Here is a 17,172-nt window from a genome sequence, read left to right as displayed (position 1 = left end):
GCGGCTCCTAGGTTCAAAGCATGAACTCCACCAACCGTCGCACTTTCCTCACCTGGTCCGGACTGGGGTTGGCATGCGTGTCAGCCGGCATGCTGACCTCTTGTTCCGTGGGCCGTTCAGAGAGCCCCCGGGACGTTGCGGGGCGGCTTGCAACGTCCCTGCATCAGGGAGATGTCGCCGGGGTTCCCCTGGTGTCGGCACCCTCGGATACTCAATCGTTCCTCGCAGAACGAATGAAAGGGTCGCAGCGCCCGGCCGTGGACGTGCGGGGGATTGATGAACGCGACGGCGCGGCCACCGCCCGCCTCGGTTTCACCTGGCCGTCCACCGATCCCGAGCAGGCGTGGACCTACGAAACCCAGGCGCAGCTGGAGAAGGTTGACGGTCAATGGCGGGTGCGGTGGGAGGACTCAATTCTGCACCCGGACCTCGCGGAAGGGCAGGGGCTTGCTCTGGCCACCATCCCGGGCGAGCGCGCGCAGATACTTGACCGGAACGGCGCCGCACTGGTCTCCGACCAGCAAGTGCACCTGCCCGGGATCAATAAGCAGGGCCTCACCGATGACCAGGCCGCGGCGTCCGCCCGCAAGCTCGCCGCAGTGCTCGACATCGACCCGAAGGACTACCAGGAGAAAGTCGCAGCGTACGGCCCCCAAGCGTTCGTGGATGCCCTCACGCTACGGCGGTCGGACTTCCTCGAGTTGGACGCGGCCGCGCTGAAAACCATTACCGGCTACGAGGTTCTGACCAACACCATGCCGCTGTCCCTGCAGCGGGGCTTCGCGAGCGCTGTGCTGGGGTCAGTGCGTCCCCCCACCGCAGAAGATGTCGAGAATCGAGGCGACGAGATCAAGGATGCCGAGTGGATCGGCGCGGGAGGGCTACAGGAGGCCTTCGACGAAAAACTTCGCGCGGCGCCGTCGGTGCGAGTGACGATCCGAGAACTGGACGGCTCTGCGCCGCCGGTCTCTACGGGACCGCTGTGGGAGCAGAAGGCCCCGGCCAAGAGTCCTTTGACGACGACGCTTGATGCCGATTTGCAGAAAGCTGCCGAGGGAATCATCAAGGACACGGGGAGTCCCAGCGCGATTGTTGCGGTGCGGCCCTCGACGGGCGACATTTTGGCGGTGGCTTCCGGTCCTGACGACAATTCATATCCCACCGCCACGGTGGGTCAGTACGCGCCGGGGTCCACATTCAAGATTGCGACGTCGCTGGCGTTGCTGCGTCACGGCGCGTCACCCGACTCGGCCGTGCAGTGTTCCGAATCCATTACCGTGGACGGCCAGACGTTCAAGAACGCCGGCACATATCTACCGGACCACCTGGGTGACATATCGCTTCGGGAGGCGATCGCGCAGAGTTGCAACACCGCGTTGATCGACAAGCACGATTCCGTGAGCCAAAGCGACCTGGTATCCGCGGGAGAGGCTCTCGGCATAGGCGCGGACTGGGATCTCGGCATCTCTGCATATTCCGGCAATATTCCCCATGACGAAGCGGGGACCGAACATGCGGCGTCAATGATCGGTCAGGGCAGAATACAAACGTCACCGCTGGCCATGGCCGTTTTTGCGGCCAGTGTGGTGCGGGGGCGTTGCGTGTGCCCACAGTTGGTGCCCGAAGAGAAACCGGCTCGGGAGCTGCCGACAACATTGACCGAACAAGAGGCCGCGCAGTTGAAAGAGCTGATGCGCGCCGTGGTCACCGAGGGTCATTTGGAGCAACTAAACAATCATCCGGGAGGAGACGTGCTGGGTAAGACCGGCACTGCAGAGTTCGGTCAACCCGACCCTGACCGAGGTGGATTCCCCCGGACGCACTCGTGGGTCATCGTGGCGCAGGGCGACCTCGCGTTCTCCGTGTTCGTGGAGGACGGCGACTACGGCTCGGTCACGGGCGCGCCGCTGGCCAAGGAGTTCCTGGACGCAGCCTATGAGGTGCTGTCGCCGCCCCCGGCTTGATCAACAGCACCCCGCCGACAATCAGCACAATTCCGTGCTGCGACGCAGGTACGAGGCAGGTAATTACTCACCGAAGAGCGAACCGCCCCGCGTGTAGCAACGCGGAGCGGTTCGCCGAGTGGGTGAATGGGAGTTACTTCTTCTTGGTCGTCAGGGTGTCTTCGTACTGCGCCAAGGCCAGGCCCACGGTCATAAAGGTAGGGGCCCAGTGGCCCACGAAAATACCCCAGCGGTCCGATTGGGCCTTGGAGTCGGTTTTCTTGACTCGCGAGAGTCCCCACGAAACAAAGGACAGGGCAATGGAACCCATGCCGGCCGCGTAGGCGTACTCGGAACGGATGCCGGCATCGTGAAGGGTCTTCATGATCATGGTGTGAATCTCCAATGCTGTTCGGGTGAGCTAACGGTCTAGCGGGGAGGGTTCTCTCACGCTACGCCTTTGACGGGGATTCAGTAAGCAAACTTAGGGGAAGTGCTGGTTAGTGACAGCACGTGACGGGAATCATGCGGCGAACAACGCCGAACGAACGGCGGCTTCGAACCCTTCCACGTGGTGGCGCGCCAACGCGGAGGCCCGGTCCGCGTCACCGTCAATGATTTCCTGCAGCAACTGAATGTGCTCCTGGACGTGCTCGGCGAGCCGCGGCAACCGGTCGATCACCATGCACCAGATGCGGGTGGCCAGGTTGTTGTAGCGGATCAGGGTGTCTTCGAGATACGGATTGCCCGCGGCCCGGTACACGGCTCGGTGCACCATGGAGTCGCACGTCAGGATGTCCGTGACGCTGGCGTGCTCGATGTCGAAGCCGCGGAGCTGTTCTTGAATGCCCGCCAGCTCCGCGCGCGTAGCCGCAGTGGCCACGCGCGCGGCTCGAGAAGCCGCCATGGGCTCCAGCTGCATCCTGATTTCCGAGACGTAGACCAGATCGGTGATCTCCACCCGCGTGGCAAACGTCCCGCGCTTGGGGTAACTCACCACCAGCTTGTCGACCTCGAGTCGCTTCAGGGCCTCGCGCACCGGTGTCCGGCCCATGCCCAGGTCTTCGGCCAGAGCGGCGTCGTTCAATGGGTCGCCGGGACGGATGTCAAGGGTGAGTAATTGTTGGCGGAGCGCCTCGTAGGCCGTGTCGGCCAGCGACGATCGTTTGGGTGCCGATTGCTCCGCCCCGAAAATCCTCACGTCCACTGGGCCTCCCACATCGATTTTCAGTGCACCCTTGACGGGTGAAAAAGCGTTATCTACGCTACATGCAACTCTAATATATATGTTATCCGGTCTCACATGTATATGTGCCTGGATCATCCACCGGACACGCGAACATCCACTGCTTCCGTACCGAACCCACCCCAGGAGAAGCACATGTCCACACCGCGCATTGTCATCATCGGAGCCGGGATCGTCGGGGCCAACCTGGCGGATGAATTGGTCGCCCGGGGGTGGAACAACATCACGGTCCTGGACCAGGGCCCCCTGAACATGCCCGGCGGGTCCACCTCCCACGCGCCGGGTCTGGTGTTCCAGACCAACCCCTCCAAGACCATGAGCGAGTTCGCGCACTACACGGTGCACAAGCTCAAGGCACTCCAGAAAGACGGCACCTCGTGCTTCAACCAGGTGGGCGGGCTGGAGGTTGCCACCACCGAAACCCGCTGGGCGGATCTGCATCGCAAACTCGGCTACGCCACCTCCTGGGGCATCAAAGGCCGGCTACTGGACTCCGCCGAATGCAAAGCGCTCTACCCGCTCATCAATGAAGACCTCGTCCTGGGTGGGCTCCACGTCCCCAGTGACGGCCTGGCGCTCGCGGCCCGCGCGGTCCAGGTGCTGATCGAGCGCACCTCCGAGGCCGGAGTCACCTACCGCGGTTCCACCGAGGTCTTGGACGTGGAACAGTCCGGCGGCCGGGTCACGGGCGTGCGCACCGCGGACGACGTCGTGCCGGCGGACATCGTGATTTCTTGCGCGGGATTCTGGGGCCCCAAGGTCGGACGGATGGTGGGCATGGACGTGCCCCTGCTGCCGCTGGCCCACCAATACGTGAAAACCACCCCCGTCCCGGACCTGGCGGGCCGCAACGAACACCCCAACGGCGCGGGACTGCCGATCCTGCGCTTCCAGGACCAGGACCTCTACTACCGCGAGCACGGCGATCGCTACGGCATCGGCTCCTACGCTCACCGACCCATGCCGGTGGATCCCGATGACCTGGGGGTCTATGCACCGCAGGACATCACCGAGAAACACATGCCCTCGCGCTTGGAGTTCACCCCGGAGGACTTCATGCCCTCGTGGGAGGCCTCCCGGGAGCTGCTCCCAGGGCTGCGCGACACTGAGATCGAGGACGGGTTCAACGGCATCTTCTCCTTCACCCCGGACGGCGGCCCCCTCCTGGGTGAGTCCCCCGAGGTCGACGGTTTCTACATTGCGGAGGCCGTGTGGGTCACCCATTCGGCCGGCGTGGCCAAAGCGATGGCCGAACTCATCACCACGGGTCGCTCCGAAACCAATCTGGGCGAGTGCGACGTGAACCGCTTCGAGGAGGTGCAGCTCAGCCCCTCCTACGTGAGCGAAACCTCGCAGCAGAACTTCGTGGAAATCTACGACGTGCTCCACCCGCTGCAACCGCGGCTGTCCCCGCGGGACCTGCGGGTCACTCCGTTCCACGCGCGTCACAGGGCGCTGGGAGCCTACTTCCTGGAATCCGGCGGATGGGAGCGGCCGTACTGGTTCGAGTCCAACGCCCGTCTGCTCAAGGAACTGCCCACCGAGTGGCGTCCGCCGGCCCGGGACGCGTGGTCGCAAATGTTCCACTCGCCCATTGCCGCGGTCGAAGCGTGGAAGACCCGCACCGCGGTGGCCATGTACGACATGACGCCGCTCAAACGCCTGGAGGTCTCCGGCCCCGGTGCGTTGGCGCTCCTACAGCGGCTGAGCACCAACAACCTGGACAAGAAGCCCGGCGCGGTGACCTACACTCTGCTCCTGGATGACCGGGGCGGGATCCGCAGCGACATCACGGTCGCACGATTGGGAGAGCAATTGTTCCAGGTCGGGGCGAACGGCAATATCGACCTGGCCTACCTCACGCGCGAGGCCAAGGCCCAGACCGACGGCGCTGTGCCCGGTGGCTGGGTCCAGGTCCGGGATACGACCGGCGGTACCTGCTGCATCGGCCTGTGGGGGCCGCTGGCCCGCGAGGTGGTCACCGCCGTCAGCGACGACGACTTCTCTAATGAGGCCCTGCGGTACTTCCGCGCCAAGAAGGCGCGCATCGGCGGGGTTCCGGTGACCGCCATGCGGCTGTCCTACGTGGGAGAACTGGGATGGGAGATCTACACGAGCGCGGACAATGGGCAGCGGTTGTGGGACGTGCTGTGGGAAGCGGGTCAACCGCGCGGAATCATTCCGGCGGGGCGGGCAGCGTTCGCGTCCCTGCGACTGGAAAAGGGTTACCGCGCGTGGGGCACGGACATGACCACTGAATACAACCCCTACGAGGCCGGAGTGTCGTTCGCCGTCAGACACGACAAGGGAGATTTTGTCGGTAAGGACGCCCTGGAGGGTCTCAGTGAGGAGACCGTGGACCGTCGGCTGCGGTGCCTGGTCATCAACCGGACGCAGTCCATCGTGCTGGGTAAGGAACCGGTGTTCCACCACGGCGAACCCGCCGGGTACGTCACCAGCGCCGCCTACGGGTTCACCCTCGGCAAGCCCATTGCCTATTCGTACTTGCCGTCCTCGGTGCAGCTCGGGGACGAGGTGGAGATCGAGTACTTCGGCACCCGCATCCCCGCGACCGTCACAGCGGATCCGCTCTTCGACCCGCAGATGACCCGGCTGCGCGGCTGATGGACACCATGACCGACTTCGTATCCCAGGAGGTGGCGCGATGAGCGCGCCGAGAGAAACCGTAGAAGCCAACGCGCCCAGCGCGGCGTCGCCGGAATTGGTGCTCACCCTAGAATGCCCCGAGACCCTGGGGATCGTGCACGCGGTGAGCGGGGTGCTCCTGGATCACGGGTGCAACATCGTGGAACTCACGCAGTTCGACGATCGGCGTCGGGGGCACTTCTTCATGCGCGTCCACGTGGCCCCGGCGGCCGGAGAGACCCTGGACCGGGATGCGCTGTACGCGGATCTGGAACCGGTGGCGCAACGGTTCGGGATGAACTGGCAGCTCAACGTGCACGGGGCCAAGCGGCGGGTGCTGGTGATGGTCTCCAAGTTCGGCCACTGCCTCAATGACCTGCTCTACCGCAGCCGCACCGAAGAATTGCCCGTGGACATCGTGGCGGTGGTGTCCAACCACCTGGATCACCAGCGGCTGGTGGAGTGGCACGGCATCCCGTTCTACCACGTGCCCGTCACCTCGGACACCAAGTCCGAGGCCGAGGCCCGCCTGCTGGATCTGGTGGATCGTTTCGAGGTGGACCTGGTGGTTCTGGCTCGATACATGCAGGTGCTCAGCGATTCGCTGGCCACGCGGATGTCCGGGCGGGTGATCAACATCCACCACTCGTTCCTGCCCGGTTTCAAGGGGGCCAAGCCCTACCACCAGGCTTACGAACGCGGGGTCAAAACCGTGGGAGCGACCGCGCACTACGTCAATGCGGAACTCGACGAGGGCCCGATCATTGCCCAGCAAACCGTGCAGGTGGACCACACGTTCGGCCCGGAGGACCTGGTGGCCGCAGGCCGGGACACCGAGTGCAAGGCCCTGTCCGATGCCGTGAAGTGGCACTGCGAAGGCAGGGTGATCCTGCAGGGCCCCAAGACCGTGGTGCTGCGCCGAGCGGGATGAGTCCGGTCAGCCCCGCGGGTCGTAGCCCAGGCGTCGGCTGATGGCCAGCCCGGAGGCTTTGAGATCCTCGCTCATGGCCACCATGGTGTCCTCGGTGAAGCGGAAGGCAGGACCGGAGATGCTGACCGCGGCAACCACCGTGCCCAGGTGGTCGCGCACGGGAACGGCAATGGCATTGATGCCGATTTCCAGTTCTTCCAGGACGGTCGCGTAGTCCTGTGCCGCGACGTCGATCAATTGCTCTTCGAGCTGCCGGCGAGAGGTGATCGTGCGCGCGGTATAGGACTTGAGGCGGGTCTTCTTGATCAGGTTCGCCCGCTCTGCGGATGAAAGCGCCGCCAGCAGCACCTTGCCGCTCGAGGTGGCATGCAGGGGTGTGAGGTTACCGATCCAGTCATGGGTGCCGAGCGACGTCGGCCCGATTTCCTGGGCCACATTGACCGCAACCCCTTCCCGGAGGACGGCGAGATTGACGGTCTCCCGGTACTCGTCGGCAAGGTGCCGGATCTCGCCCTGAGCCTCCGCGACCAGGCTCAAGCGTGCCGGGATGGCGTGGGCCAGGCGCAGGATGCCGAACCCGAGTTCGTACTTGCCCCACTCGTGATTGGCCATGACCAGGTCGCGTGATTCTAATGCGCTGATCAGCCGGGACGCGGTGGATTTGTGGACCCCGAGCTCCTCGGCCACCTGGCCCACACTCGCAGTGCCCAATCGCCCCAGCAGTTCCAGGACGGTGATGGCCCGGTCCACGGACTGGACGCCGCCCGGGGTCACGCCGTCACCGGCCGCGACATCCTCCGGTGCGGGGGGCGGCTGGGACTGCGATTTTTCGGGGGAGGCCATGCCTGCCATCTTATTCGTGGCCGCTCACGGTGAGCCCGGGCGGCAGGTTGGGGCGCTCGCTGGATTCCTCGACCATGATGACGCCGTCGACAACCGCCACCCGATGCGCCCGCACGGGCAACTTGGCCGGGGGCGCATCCACCTGACCCGTGCGCAGGTCGAACTTGGACGCGTGCAGCGGGCATTCCACTTCACATCCTTCAACCCAGCCGTCGGCCAGGGATGCGTCCTGGTGGGTGCAGGTGTCATCGAGGGCGTACAGCTGGCCCTCCTCGGTGTGGAACACCGCAATGGGCGGGGTCGTCTCGACGCGGATGGCGTCTCCGGGTTCGAGATCGGAAAGGGGGCAGACCTTGTGCATGGGCGCGGTTCTTTCACTGGGTCCTGGATGAGGGGCCTCGAACACGCGGTGAGCAAAATCGCGAGGGGCGCAACTCATGTCGTAATACGCAACATTCTCCGAGCCGGTTTCGGGGAGTGTCAAGGGGTTGGGTCAGCAAAAAATCGGCCTGGGACTTGGGAAACAGCCGTGATGTGAACGCCGTGTAAAGGATGCTCCACACCCCTTGACACCCTTTCGTGACCCAATTCACACTTAATCGCATGACGCGGTGCGTTGCGTAATACGCGTCATGAGGAACCTGGGTCTCGGGCGTCCCGCCGGTGCAGTTCCGAGGTCCCGACCAGCTAGTCGAAAGGGGTCCACCATGGAATCCCTCGTCATCGTCGGCGCTTCGCTCGCCGGCCTGTCCGCCGCCCGAGCCGCCCGCCGTCAAGGATTCACGGGCCGCCTGGTCATCATCGGTGATGATCCGGAACGCCCCTACGACCGCCCACCGCTCTCCAAAGAATTCCTCAGCGGCCAGTTCCAGGCGGAGGACCTGGCTCTGGAAATCGAGGGGGAACAGCTCGACGCCGAATGGCTGCTCGGCGTGCGCGCCGTCTCGTTCGACCCCGTCGCTCGTGAGATCGCGCTCGCGGACGGGCGCACGGTCCACGCCGATCTCTTGGTCATCGCCACCGGCGCCTCCGCACGGCAACTGCCGGAGCTCACGGGCCTCGACAATGTGCTGACCCTGCGCACGCTCGAGGACGCACGCAAACTGCGGGCTCTCGTGGAACGCGGCGGTCAGCTGGTGGTTCTGGGCGCCGGATTCATCGGCGCGGAGGTTGCGTCCACGGCGCACTCCCTGGGCCTGCAGGTCACCGTGCTGGAGAAGTCGACCACCCCGCTGCGTGGACCGCTCGGCGCGGAAATGGGTTCCGTGGTGGCGCGGCTGCACGAGCAGGCCGGCGTGGAACTGCTCTGTGGGATCGACATTGAGGGCTTCGACACGGACGACAACTGCGTGACTCACGTGCGCCTGGCCGACGGCCGCGTGCTTCCGGTCGACCTCGTGGTGGTCGGCATCGGGGCCCAGCCCAACGTGGCCTGGCTGGAAGGCTCGGGAATCGACGTCGGCAATGGCGTGGTCTGCGACGCCGCCGGGCGCACCACCGTGCCCGGGGTCGTGGCCGTGGGCGATTGCGCGGCGTGGCTGGACACCCGCACCGGGCAGCACCGCCGCGTGGAACACTGGGCCGGTGCGGTGGGCCGTCCGGCCATCGCGGTGGGTGCGTTGCTCGAGCACGACGACGCGTACTTGCCCGTGGAGCAGCCCTACTTCTGGTCGTGCCAATACGGCGCGCGCCTGCAATTCGTGGGGGACATGACCGGTTCGGATCGTGTGATGTACGAGCACGGCGGGCCCGGTGAGGAAAGCTTCCTGGCCGTCTACTACGCCGGCGATGACCCCGTGGCCGTTCTGGGCTGGAACCAGCCGAAACAGTTCACGCGCTGGCGCAAGTTCTTGGCCAAGCTGGCGGTGTCCTCCGCCGAACAACGCTTGATCGCCTGAACCACAGCAACCGACACCCGATCCCCACTTCCCTCGTGTGAAGTAGTTCTGCAAGGAGGGCCTCGTGTCCACCAACATTGTTTCCGAAAGCCTCATCGCCACGTTGCCGGGCCGCACCTACACCGATCAGAACTTCTTCCGCGCGGAACAGGAGCAGATTTTCGAACGGATGTGGTTCTGCGCGGTGCGCTCGGCGGACCTGGACAAGCCCGGTGCGTACCGGACCGTGCAGGTGGGGCGGGAAAGCATCATCATCACCCGGAACCGCAAGCACGGCATTCGTGCCTTCTACAACGTGTGCCGCCACCGCGGCGCCAAGCTGTGCACGGAGGACAGCGGTGAGGCCAAGCGGTCCTTCCGGTGCCCGTACCACGCGTGGACCTACGACTTTGACGGCAAGCTGATTGCCGCCCCCAACCTCACCAAAATGCCGGACATCGGCCGCGAGGAGTACGGGCTGGTGACCATCCCCGTGCGCGAGTACCTGGGGTACGTGTGGGTGTGCCTGGCGGACGAACCGCCATCGTTTGAAGAAGACGTCATGGGTGCCATCGAGGAGCGGCTGGGTGATTCCGAGTCCATTCAGGCCTATGACATTGCCCGTCTCTCCCTGGGGCGGCGGATCACCTATGACGTGAAGGCCAACTGGAAGCTCATCATTGAGAACTTCATGGAGTGCTATCACTGCGCCACCATCCACCCGGAGCTCACCGAGGTGCTGCCGGAGTTCGCGGACGGGTTGGCGGCCCAGTACTTCGTGGGTCACGGCGCGGAGTTCGGGGAGGACATCAAGGGATTCACGGTGGACGGCTCCGAAGGCCTGGACCGGATTCCCGGGGTCGACGAGGACCACGACCGGCGCTATTACGCGATCACCATCAAGCCCACCGTGTTCGTGAATTTGGTGCCCGATCATGTGATCATCCACCGCATGTTCCCCCTGGCCGTGGACCACACGATCATCGAATGCGATTGGCTGTACCTGCCCTCGGTCGTGGAGTCCGGCAGGGACGTCTCCGCGTCCGTGGAACTGTTCCACCGGGTCAACCGGCAAGATTTTGACGCGTGCGAGCGTTGTCAGCCCGCCATGGGGTCTAGGATCTACGCCAAGGGCGGGGTCCTGGTTCCCAGCGAGCACCACATCGGAGTTTTCCACGACTGGGTCATGGACAAGGTCGGCGGCGCAGCTGAGTCGAAGGGACCATGATGAGCAGTGAACGTTCGAGTGCGGGCACGTCGGATGACGCGGGTGGTCTAGGCCCGGGCACGGAGCCGACAGCGGCCAGTCCCGTGGATGACCCCACCGAGCTGCATCACGCGGAGAAGAACGAAGCGGAGATCCTGGCGGCACTCAAAGAGGGGGTGGAGCGGCGTCGTCGGCCGATCCGCGACCGGTTCGAGGGCCTCGACAAGGTGATCCTGGGCGTGACCGGCGCAATCGTGGTGACGTTCGTGGTGTGGGGGTTCGTGGGCACCGAGAGCCTGTCGAGCATCTCGACCACGGCCCTGAACTGGGTCATGGAGAACACCGGCTGGATCTTTGTGCTGTGCTCGTCCTTCTTCGTGATTTTCGTGTTGTGGTTGGCGCTGGGCCGGTTCGGCGCGATCCCGCTGGGTAAGGACGGCGAGCAGCCCGAGTTCCGCACCGGGTCCTGGATTTCCATGATGTTCGCGTGCGGCATGGGCATCGGCCTGATGTTCTACGGTGTGGCCGAACCGCTGTTTCACTACATCTCCCCGCCCCCGGCCACGGTGGACGGGCAGACCAGCGAGGCGATCGAGACGGCCATGGCCACCTCGCTGTTCCACTGGACGCTGCACCCGTGGGCAATGTACGCGGTGCTCGGTATCGCCGTCGCGTACGGCACGTTCCGGATGGGCCGCAAGAATCTGCTCTCGGAGGCGTTCGTCTCGCTTTTCGGCCGACGTGCCGTGGACGGCGCGGGTGGAAAGATCATCAACATTCTGGCGATCTTCTCCACGCTGTTCGGCTCGGCGGCCTCACTGGGCCTGGGTGCGTTGCAGATCGGCAGCGGCCTGCAGTTCAACGGGCTCATCGGCCAGGTCGCCACGCCCATGCTCGTGGCAATCATTGCCGTGCTGACGTTCTGCTTTGTGGCCTCGGCGGTGTCCGGGATCGAGCGCGGTATCCAGTTTTTGGCCAACACCAACATGGTGCTCGCAGTGCTGATGGCCGTGGTGATCTTCGTGGTGGGACCCACCCTGTTCATCCTCAACCTCATCCCCTCCGCGATCGGCTCGTACGTCCAGCAACTGCCGGACATGGCCGCCCGCACGGAGGCGGTCGGTGACGAAGCCATGCGCGAGTGGCTGTCCGGGTGGACCATTTTCTACTGGGCCTGGTGGGTCTCGTGGACGCCCTTCGTGGGAATGTTCATTGCCCGCATTTCCCGCGGGCGCACCATCCGTCAGTTCGTCACCGGCGTGCTGGTGGTCCCGTCGCTGGTGTCCCTGCTGTGGTTCGCGGTCTTCGGCGGCACCGCCATCAACATCCAGCACACCGCGGACGGCACCCCCGATCCCACTGACGGCATTGCCACCATGGTCGACGGCGTTCCCACCATTTCGTTCGACGGCGCCCTCTACGACATGTTCAACGCGCTCGACGCACCGCAGTTGCTCACCGCGGGCCTGGCCGTGTTGGCCATGATCCTGACGGGCATCTTCTTTGTCACCGGTGCGGATTCCGCCTCGATCGTCATGGGTTCGCTGAGTTCCCGGGGCACCCTGGAACCGTCCCGGCCCGTGGTGATCTTCTGGGGCGTGCTCATGGGTGGTGTTGCGGCCGTGATGCTCCTGGCCGGTGGTGACACCCCGGACGAGGCCCTGGGCGGGTTGCAACGCATGACCATTGTGGCGGCGCTGCCGTTCGTGCTGGTGATGTTCGTGCTCTGCATCGCCTTGACCCGTGACCTGCAGGCCGACCCCATGTGGCTGCGCCAGCGCCTGTCCGAATCCGTGATGCGCCGCGCGGTCCGCTCCGCGATCAACGATTACGGGCACCAGAAGTTCACGCTGGTCACCCGGGAGAACACAGACCCGGACACGGGGCAGATCCAAGCCGTGGACGCCACGGCGGCGGGGCAGCCCATTTACGAGTCCCACGAGGGTCACGGGGGGACGCGGCGCCGCAGGCGGCGTGGCGAACGGGATGAGCCGCGCGACGGAGGCTGACATGTCTCAGGATCCGAAGCCGTCGCCCGGTACTACACGACGCACCACCTGCGCCATTGTCGGCGGTGGCCCGGCGGGCCTGGTGCTCGGCCTGCTCCTTGCCCGGGCAGGCGTGGCGGTCACGGTGCTGGAAAAACACAAGGACTTCCTCCGGGACTTCCGCGGTGACACCGTGCACCCCACCACCCTGGCCCTGCTGGAGGACCTCGGGCTGTTCGAGACTTTCAACGCCATCTCGCACTCCAAGGTCACCCACGTGGACCTGCCCCTTCCCGGCGGGTCCTCCGTGCGCATGGTCGACTTCTCGCGCCTGCCCGTGCGCCACCCCTACATTGCGATGGTCCCGCAGTGGGATCTGCTCAGTCTGCTGGCCGAGGCGGCCGCCGCCGAACCCACCTTCACCCTGCTCACCGAGCACGAGGTCACCGGGGTGGTGCGCGAGAACGGGCGGGTGAGCGGCGTCGTCGTGGAATCCCAGGATGGCCCCGGCCGCGTGCTGGCCGACCTCACGATCGCGTGCGACGGTCGCTGGTCCGTGATCCGCCAGGACGTGGGCCTGCCCGCGCGTGAGATTCCCGTGGCGTTCGACGTCTGGTGGTACCGCCTCCCCGCCGCCCGCCACGCGGGCGAGTCGTTGCTGCCGCGCACCGACCGCGGGCGCGTGGCCATTGGCATTCCCCGCGACGGCTACATCCAGGTCGCGCAGCTCGGGCCCAAGGGCGCCGACGACGCCGTGCGCGCCCGCGGTCTCGACGCCTTCCGGGCCGACGCCGCGGCGCTGTTCCCCGAGGCGGCGGACGGGGTGTCCGGGATCGAGTCCCTGGCCGACGTGAAGCACCTGGACGTGCGCGTGGACCGGCTGCGCCGCTGGTACGCCCCGGGTGTGCTGTGCATCGGGGATGCCGCGCACGCGATGTCGCCGGTGGGTGGCGTGGGCATCAACCTGGCCGTGCAGGATGCGGTGGCCGCGGCGCGTGTGCTGGCGCCGTTGTTGCTGGCCGGCACGTTGTCCGGGCGGTCCGAGCAGAGGGTGCTGGCCCGGATCCAGCGGCGGCGCATGATGCCCACCGTTTTCATCCAGGGCCTGCAGCGGATCCTGCATGCGCGGCTGATCATGCCGGCGATCAACGGTCGGGAACTGCGGCCGCCAATGTGGTTCGTCAAGCTCGTCCAGCGGGTGCCTTGGCTGAGTGTGTTCCCGGCGCTCGCGGTGGGTGTGGGGCCGCGGCCGGAGCGGGCGCCGGGGTGGGCGCGGGGGTCTCCTGATGGCCACCGCGAGGTTTAAGGTTCCGTATTACGTTTTGTGAGGCGTTATAAGGGAATAGGGAACCATAAATCGGTGGGTCGGCGGCGGGTACGAGCCGGTGACGCAGTGTCGCCCCGTGTGGTCTACTGAAGGCCCGCGGACGGGTCCGGCCGGAACGCAACCCCGGCTCGACGGTCTCCGCGGTCGATGACGAGAAAGGCGTTCACATGGCTTTAAGCAAGGGTGACCGGGTCGGGTGGAACACCGCGCAGGGCACCACGTACGGGACCGTGCAGTCCAAACACACGGAGGACCTGGAGTTCAAGGATCAGACGTTCCGGGCGGACAAGGACGATCCGGTGTACGTGGTGGAATCCGAGAAGACCGGTTCCCAGGCCGCCCATCACGAGTCCGCGCTGTCGGACGCCTCGGATGGCGACAAGGACGACGATTCAGGTCACCGCCCACCCCAGAAGGTGCAGGCAGCGGCCCAGCGCGCCGTGCAATGGATCGACGAGGGCAAGGCCGGGAAGGGTTTCACGGACACCGGTGAGCACCGGGCGCACCAGTTGGCCGAGGGTCAGACCGTGGACGATGAGGTCATCAAGAAGATGCGCGCATACTTCAAGCGTCATGACGTGGACCGCTCGGCAGAGGGCTTTCACGGCGGGGAGGACGGTTACCCCTCCCCGGGGCGTGTGGCGTGGGATGCGTGGGGCGGGGATCCCGGCCGGGACTGGGCCGAGTCCCAGAAGATCGACGGGGAGTGAGCGGGGCGGCTTCTCCGGCTCCATGAACGGTATGCGTAGGTACCTCAAGGCGGCCGGAGTGCACGCGGAGATCGCTCCGGACAAGTTCACGGCCGGCGGGTGGGTGCTGTCCTTGAACGGCGCGGAGCAGTCGCACGTGAACTTCGCGCACCCGGAGGAGATCTTCTACGAGTACCTGCGGCGAATCGGCAATGTGGTGGACGTGGTGGCCCCGGCGGGCTCCCCGATCACCGCGGTGCACCTGGGCGCGGGCGCCCTGACCCTGGCTCGCTACATTGCGGCCACGCGGCCCGGGTCCGCGCAGGTAGCTGTGGAGGTGGCGCCGGAGCTGCCTGGTTTCGTGCTCGAGGCGCTGCCGTTGCCGGCAGGTTCGGACGTGCGGATCGTCGCCGACGACGCTCGCGCGGCCCTTCCGCACGTGGCCGCACCGGGCACCGTGGACGTGGTGGCGCTCGACGTCTTCACCGGCGTTGCTGCGCCCGCCCACCTCACGGAGGCCTCGTTCTACGGGGAAGCCGCGCAGCTGCTGTCCCCGGGCGGGGTCATGGTGGTCAACGTGGGCGATGACGCAGGCCTCACCTTCTTCGCGGACCAGGCCCGGGTGATGCGTTCGGTGTTCGCGGACGTGTGGTGCCTGGCGGACCGGCAGCTGCTCACGCGTGAACATGCGGGGAATCTCGTTCTGGTGGGCGGCCGGCGGTTGCCGCGGGAGTGGGCGGCGTCGTTCGAGGCCGCGGGACCGCATCCGGCGGGTGTGTTGGACGGGGAGGGGCTGGGGGAGTTGATCGCGACGCGGTGACCAAGGTCCGCACTGCCCCGCCGGGCCTACGCAACGTGTCCACGTGTGTTGTTGCAGCGGGAGGCTCTGTCCGGCGGTTGCGAGTTCAACTACGCTCAATGTGTGACCGAGAACCGAACGTCACCGGCCTCTGAGGCGCGATCCGAACTGTCGCGGCGGCGCACGTTTGTGAACATCCTGGTGAACACGGCCGTGGCCAACCTGACCACGAGCTACCTGTGGTTCGCCCTGACGTTCTGGATCTACCTGGAGACCCGCAATGTGATCGCCACCGGGGTGGTGGGCGGGATCTACATGCTGCTGCTCGCTCTGAGTTCCATCAGCTTCGGCACGCTGGTGGACCGGTACCGCAAGCTGGCGGTGATGCGCTTTGCCGGGCTGTTCACCCTGGTGATGTTCCTGCTTGCCGGCGCGATCTTTGTCCTCGCCCCGGACGGCCAGGTCGCTCGGCTGGACGGCCCGTGGTTCTGGGGGTTTGCCGCCGTGACCCTCATCGGGGCCGTGGTGGAGAACATGCGCAACATCGCCCTGGCCACCACGGTGACCATCCTCGTGGAACCGGACCGGCGCGCCAACGCCAACGGGCTGGTGGGGATGGTCCAGGGGATCGCGTTCATGGTCACCTCGGTGCTCTCGGGACTGTCGATCGGCCTGCTCGGGATGGGCGCCACGGTGGTCATTGCCGTGGCACTCACCGCCCTGGCCTTTGGGCACTTGCTCACGGTGAGGATGCCGGAGGAAGCCGTGCCGGCGCCGTCGGACGCCCACGGCGGGTTCGATCTGGCCGGTTCCTGGCGCGCGGTGATGGCGGTGGCCGGGCTGTTCGCCCTAATCATTTTCAGCACCTTCAACAACTTCATCGGAGGCGCCTACATTGCCCTGATGGATCCCTACGGGCTGGAGCTGTTCTCCGTGGAGATGTGGGGTGTCCTGTTCGCCATCGCGTCCACCGGGTTCATGGTGGGCGGCGCGGTGATCGGGAAGGTGGGGCTGGGCAAGAACCCCTTGCGCACCATGCTGCTGGTGGTGATGGTCATGGGTCTGCTGGGTGCCCTGTTCACGATCCGGGAATGGGGCTGGTTGTACATCGCCGGAATCTGGCTGTACATGGCGCTGTTCCCCGCCGTGGAGGCGGCCGAGCAGACCGTCATCCAGCGCGTGGTGCCCCTGGCCCGGCAGGGCCGGGTGTTCGGGTTCGCCATGGCCTTCGAGTCCTCGGCCGCGCCCGTCACCGCCTTCGTGGTGGCGCCGCTGGCGGAGTTCTGGATCATCCCCTACGCCCGCAGCAATGCCGGAGCCGCGGCCCTGGAACCGCTGCTGGGAGAAGGCACCGCCCGGGGAATCGCGCTCGTCTTCCTGTGCGCCGGCGCGTTGATGATCCTGGCTGCGGCCCTTGCCTTTCTTACTCCTGTGTACCGCCGTGTTTCCGCCGAGTATGCCCGCGCGGCGGCCGAGGATCGGGCCGCGGGGGAGCGGGGTGGGGCGCCGGGGATGGGCGACGGCACAGGCCTCACCCGTGAGACCCGCGCCGGGGGGTGAGCCCCTGGAGTCGTCGCGTTGATGGCGGGCGGTCATGGTGCTGGATGGGCAAGGACTGACGGGGTTTGGGTACGGGGCGGTGAGGGCTGTCTGGACGGACTGGTCGCTCAGCGTCC

Annotated in this window: 14 protein-coding genes; 10 read left to right on the top strand and 4 right to left on the bottom strand. The window is 66.0% G+C overall.

Going from position 1 to position 17,172, the window contains the following annotated elements; genetic code table 11:
* Window positions 1–20: 20 nt before the first annotated feature.
* Entirely contained in the window at window positions 21–1,964 is a 1,944-nt protein-coding gene (locus AC3ENJ_RS07070) for a penicillin-binding transpeptidase domain-containing protein (RefSeq protein ID WP_431813536.1), read from the top strand.
* Window positions 1,965–2,097: 133 nt separating this feature from the next.
* On the opposite strand, the gene AC3ENJ_RS07065 is transcribed toward AC3ENJ_RS07070, so the two are convergent.
* Both AC3ENJ_RS07065 and AC3ENJ_RS07060 read right to left on the bottom strand, forming a co-directional pair.
* The gene (locus AC3ENJ_RS07065; RefSeq protein ID WP_190781107.1) at window positions 2,098–2,334 is read right to left on the bottom strand and encodes a hypothetical protein; all 237 of its coding nucleotides are present in this window, start codon (window positions 2,332–2,334) and stop codon (window positions 2,098–2,100) included.
* A 132-nt stretch (window positions 2,335–2,466) separates the two neighbouring features.
* Entirely contained in the window at window positions 2,467–3,150 is a 684-nt protein-coding gene (locus tag AC3ENJ_RS07060) for a GntR family transcriptional regulator (protein WP_320414944.1), read from the bottom strand.
* A gap of 174 nt (window positions 3,151–3,324) precedes the next feature.
* Here AC3ENJ_RS07060 and AC3ENJ_RS07055 point away from each other — a divergent pair, with 174 nt between their 5' ends.
* Entirely contained in the window at window positions 3,325–5,814 is a 2,490-nt protein-coding gene (locus AC3ENJ_RS07055) for a GcvT family protein (RefSeq protein WP_431813534.1), read from the top strand.
* Between the two features lie 40 nt (window positions 5,815–5,854).
* Window positions 5,855–6,766 (top strand): formyltetrahydrofolate deformylase, encoded by a 912-nt coding sequence (purU, locus tag AC3ENJ_RS07050; RefSeq protein WP_431813533.1) that lies wholly within the window; start codon window positions 5,855–5,857, stop codon window positions 6,764–6,766.
* Between the two features lie 6 nt (window positions 6,767–6,772).
* Here the strand turns inward: purU and AC3ENJ_RS07045 are convergent, their stop codons facing one another.
* Window positions 6,773–7,609 (bottom strand): IclR family transcriptional regulator, encoded by an 837-nt coding sequence (locus AC3ENJ_RS07045; RefSeq protein ID WP_190781111.1) that lies wholly within the window; start codon window positions 7,607–7,609, stop codon window positions 6,773–6,775.
* A 10-nt stretch (window positions 7,610–7,619) separates the two neighbouring features.
* Window positions 7,620–7,970, bottom strand: coding sequence for a bifunctional 3-phenylpropionate/cinnamic acid dioxygenase ferredoxin subunit (locus AC3ENJ_RS07040; protein WP_431813532.1), 351 nt, complete (start codon window positions 7,968–7,970; stop codon window positions 7,620–7,622).
* Between the two features lie 346 nt (window positions 7,971–8,316).
* Between AC3ENJ_RS07040 and AC3ENJ_RS07035 the strand changes: the two genes are divergently transcribed.
* The 7 genes from AC3ENJ_RS07035 (at window position 8,317) to AC3ENJ_RS07005 (ending at window position 17,056) form a co-directional block, all read left to right on the top strand.
* Complete coding sequence (locus AC3ENJ_RS07035) at window positions 8,317–9,507, top strand: NAD(P)/FAD-dependent oxidoreductase (protein ID WP_431813531.1); 1,191 nt, start codon at window positions 8,317–8,319, stop codon at window positions 9,505–9,507.
* A gap of 64 nt (window positions 9,508–9,571) precedes the next feature.
* Window positions 9,572–10,714: an aromatic ring-hydroxylating oxygenase subunit alpha gene (locus tag AC3ENJ_RS07030; protein WP_431813530.1), complete on the top strand. Its 1,143-nt coding sequence runs from the start codon at window positions 9,572–9,574 to the stop codon at window positions 10,712–10,714.
* A complete protein-coding gene (locus AC3ENJ_RS07025; protein ID WP_431813529.1) occupies window positions 10,714–12,702 on the top strand; it encodes a BCCT family transporter in 1,989 nt (662 codons plus the stop codon). Before AC3ENJ_RS07030 ends, AC3ENJ_RS07025 begins: the two co-directional genes overlap by 1 nt.
* A gap of 1 nt (window position 12,703) precedes the next feature.
* Entirely contained in the window at window positions 12,704–13,987 is a 1,284-nt protein-coding gene (locus tag AC3ENJ_RS07020) for an FAD-dependent oxidoreductase (RefSeq protein ID WP_431813528.1), read from the top strand.
* 188 nt (window positions 13,988–14,175) lie between these two features.
* The gene (locus AC3ENJ_RS07015; protein WP_431813527.1) at window positions 14,176–14,718 is read left to right on the top strand and encodes a hypervirulence associated TUDOR domain-containing protein; all 543 of its coding nucleotides are present in this window, start codon (window positions 14,176–14,178) and stop codon (window positions 14,716–14,718) included.
* Between the two features lie 22 nt (window positions 14,719–14,740).
* Window positions 14,741–15,517, top strand: a complete 777-nt coding sequence (locus AC3ENJ_RS07010; protein WP_431813526.1) for a spermidine synthase — start codon at window positions 14,741–14,743, stop codon at window positions 15,515–15,517.
* A 102-nt stretch (window positions 15,518–15,619) separates the two neighbouring features.
* Window positions 15,620–17,056 carry an MFS transporter gene (locus AC3ENJ_RS07005; protein ID WP_431813525.1) on the top strand — a complete coding sequence of 479 codons (1,437 nt, stop codon included), beginning with the start codon at window positions 15,620–15,622 and terminating at the stop codon, window positions 17,054–17,056.
* Window positions 17,057–17,172: the final 116 nt, after the last annotated feature.

Source organism: Kocuria sp. cx-455, from assembly GCF_057707085.1.
Note: the sequence above shows the minus strand (reverse complement) of the source record. Positions and strands in the feature narration are given on the sequence as shown.

Coding starts and splice junctions, on each gene's coding strand:
- AC3ENJ_RS07040 (WP_431813532.1), bottom strand. CDS start 7,970: ATGCACAAGGTCTGCCCCCTTTCCGATCTCGAACCCGGAGACGCCATC.
- AC3ENJ_RS07070 (WP_431813536.1), top strand. CDS start 21: ATGAACTCCACCAACCGTCGCACTTTCCTCACCTGGTCCGGACTGGGG.
- AC3ENJ_RS07055 (WP_431813534.1), top strand. CDS start 3,325: ATGTCCACACCGCGCATTGTCATCATCGGAGCCGGGATCGTCGGGGCC.
- AC3ENJ_RS07010 (WP_431813526.1), top strand. CDS start 14,741: ATGAACGGTATGCGTAGGTACCTCAAGGCGGCCGGAGTGCACGCGGAG.
- AC3ENJ_RS07065 (WP_190781107.1), bottom strand. CDS start 2,334: ATGATCATGAAGACCCTTCACGATGCCGGCATCCGTTCCGAGTACGCC.
- AC3ENJ_RS07045 (WP_190781111.1), bottom strand. CDS start 7,609: ATGGCCTCCCCCGAAAAATCGCAGTCCCAGCCGCCCCCCGCACCGGAG.
- AC3ENJ_RS07025 (WP_431813529.1), top strand. CDS start 10,714: ATGAGCAGTGAACGTTCGAGTGCGGGCACGTCGGATGACGCGGGTGGT.
- AC3ENJ_RS07035 (WP_431813531.1), top strand. CDS start 8,317: ATGGAATCCCTCGTCATCGTCGGCGCTTCGCTCGCCGGCCTGTCCGCC.
- AC3ENJ_RS07015 (WP_431813527.1), top strand. CDS start 14,176: ATGGCTTTAAGCAAGGGTGACCGGGTCGGGTGGAACACCGCGCAGGGC.
- purU (WP_431813533.1), top strand. CDS start 5,855: ATGAGCGCGCCGAGAGAAACCGTAGAAGCCAACGCGCCCAGCGCGGCG.
- AC3ENJ_RS07020 (WP_431813528.1), top strand. CDS start 12,704: ATGTCTCAGGATCCGAAGCCGTCGCCCGGTACTACACGACGCACCACC.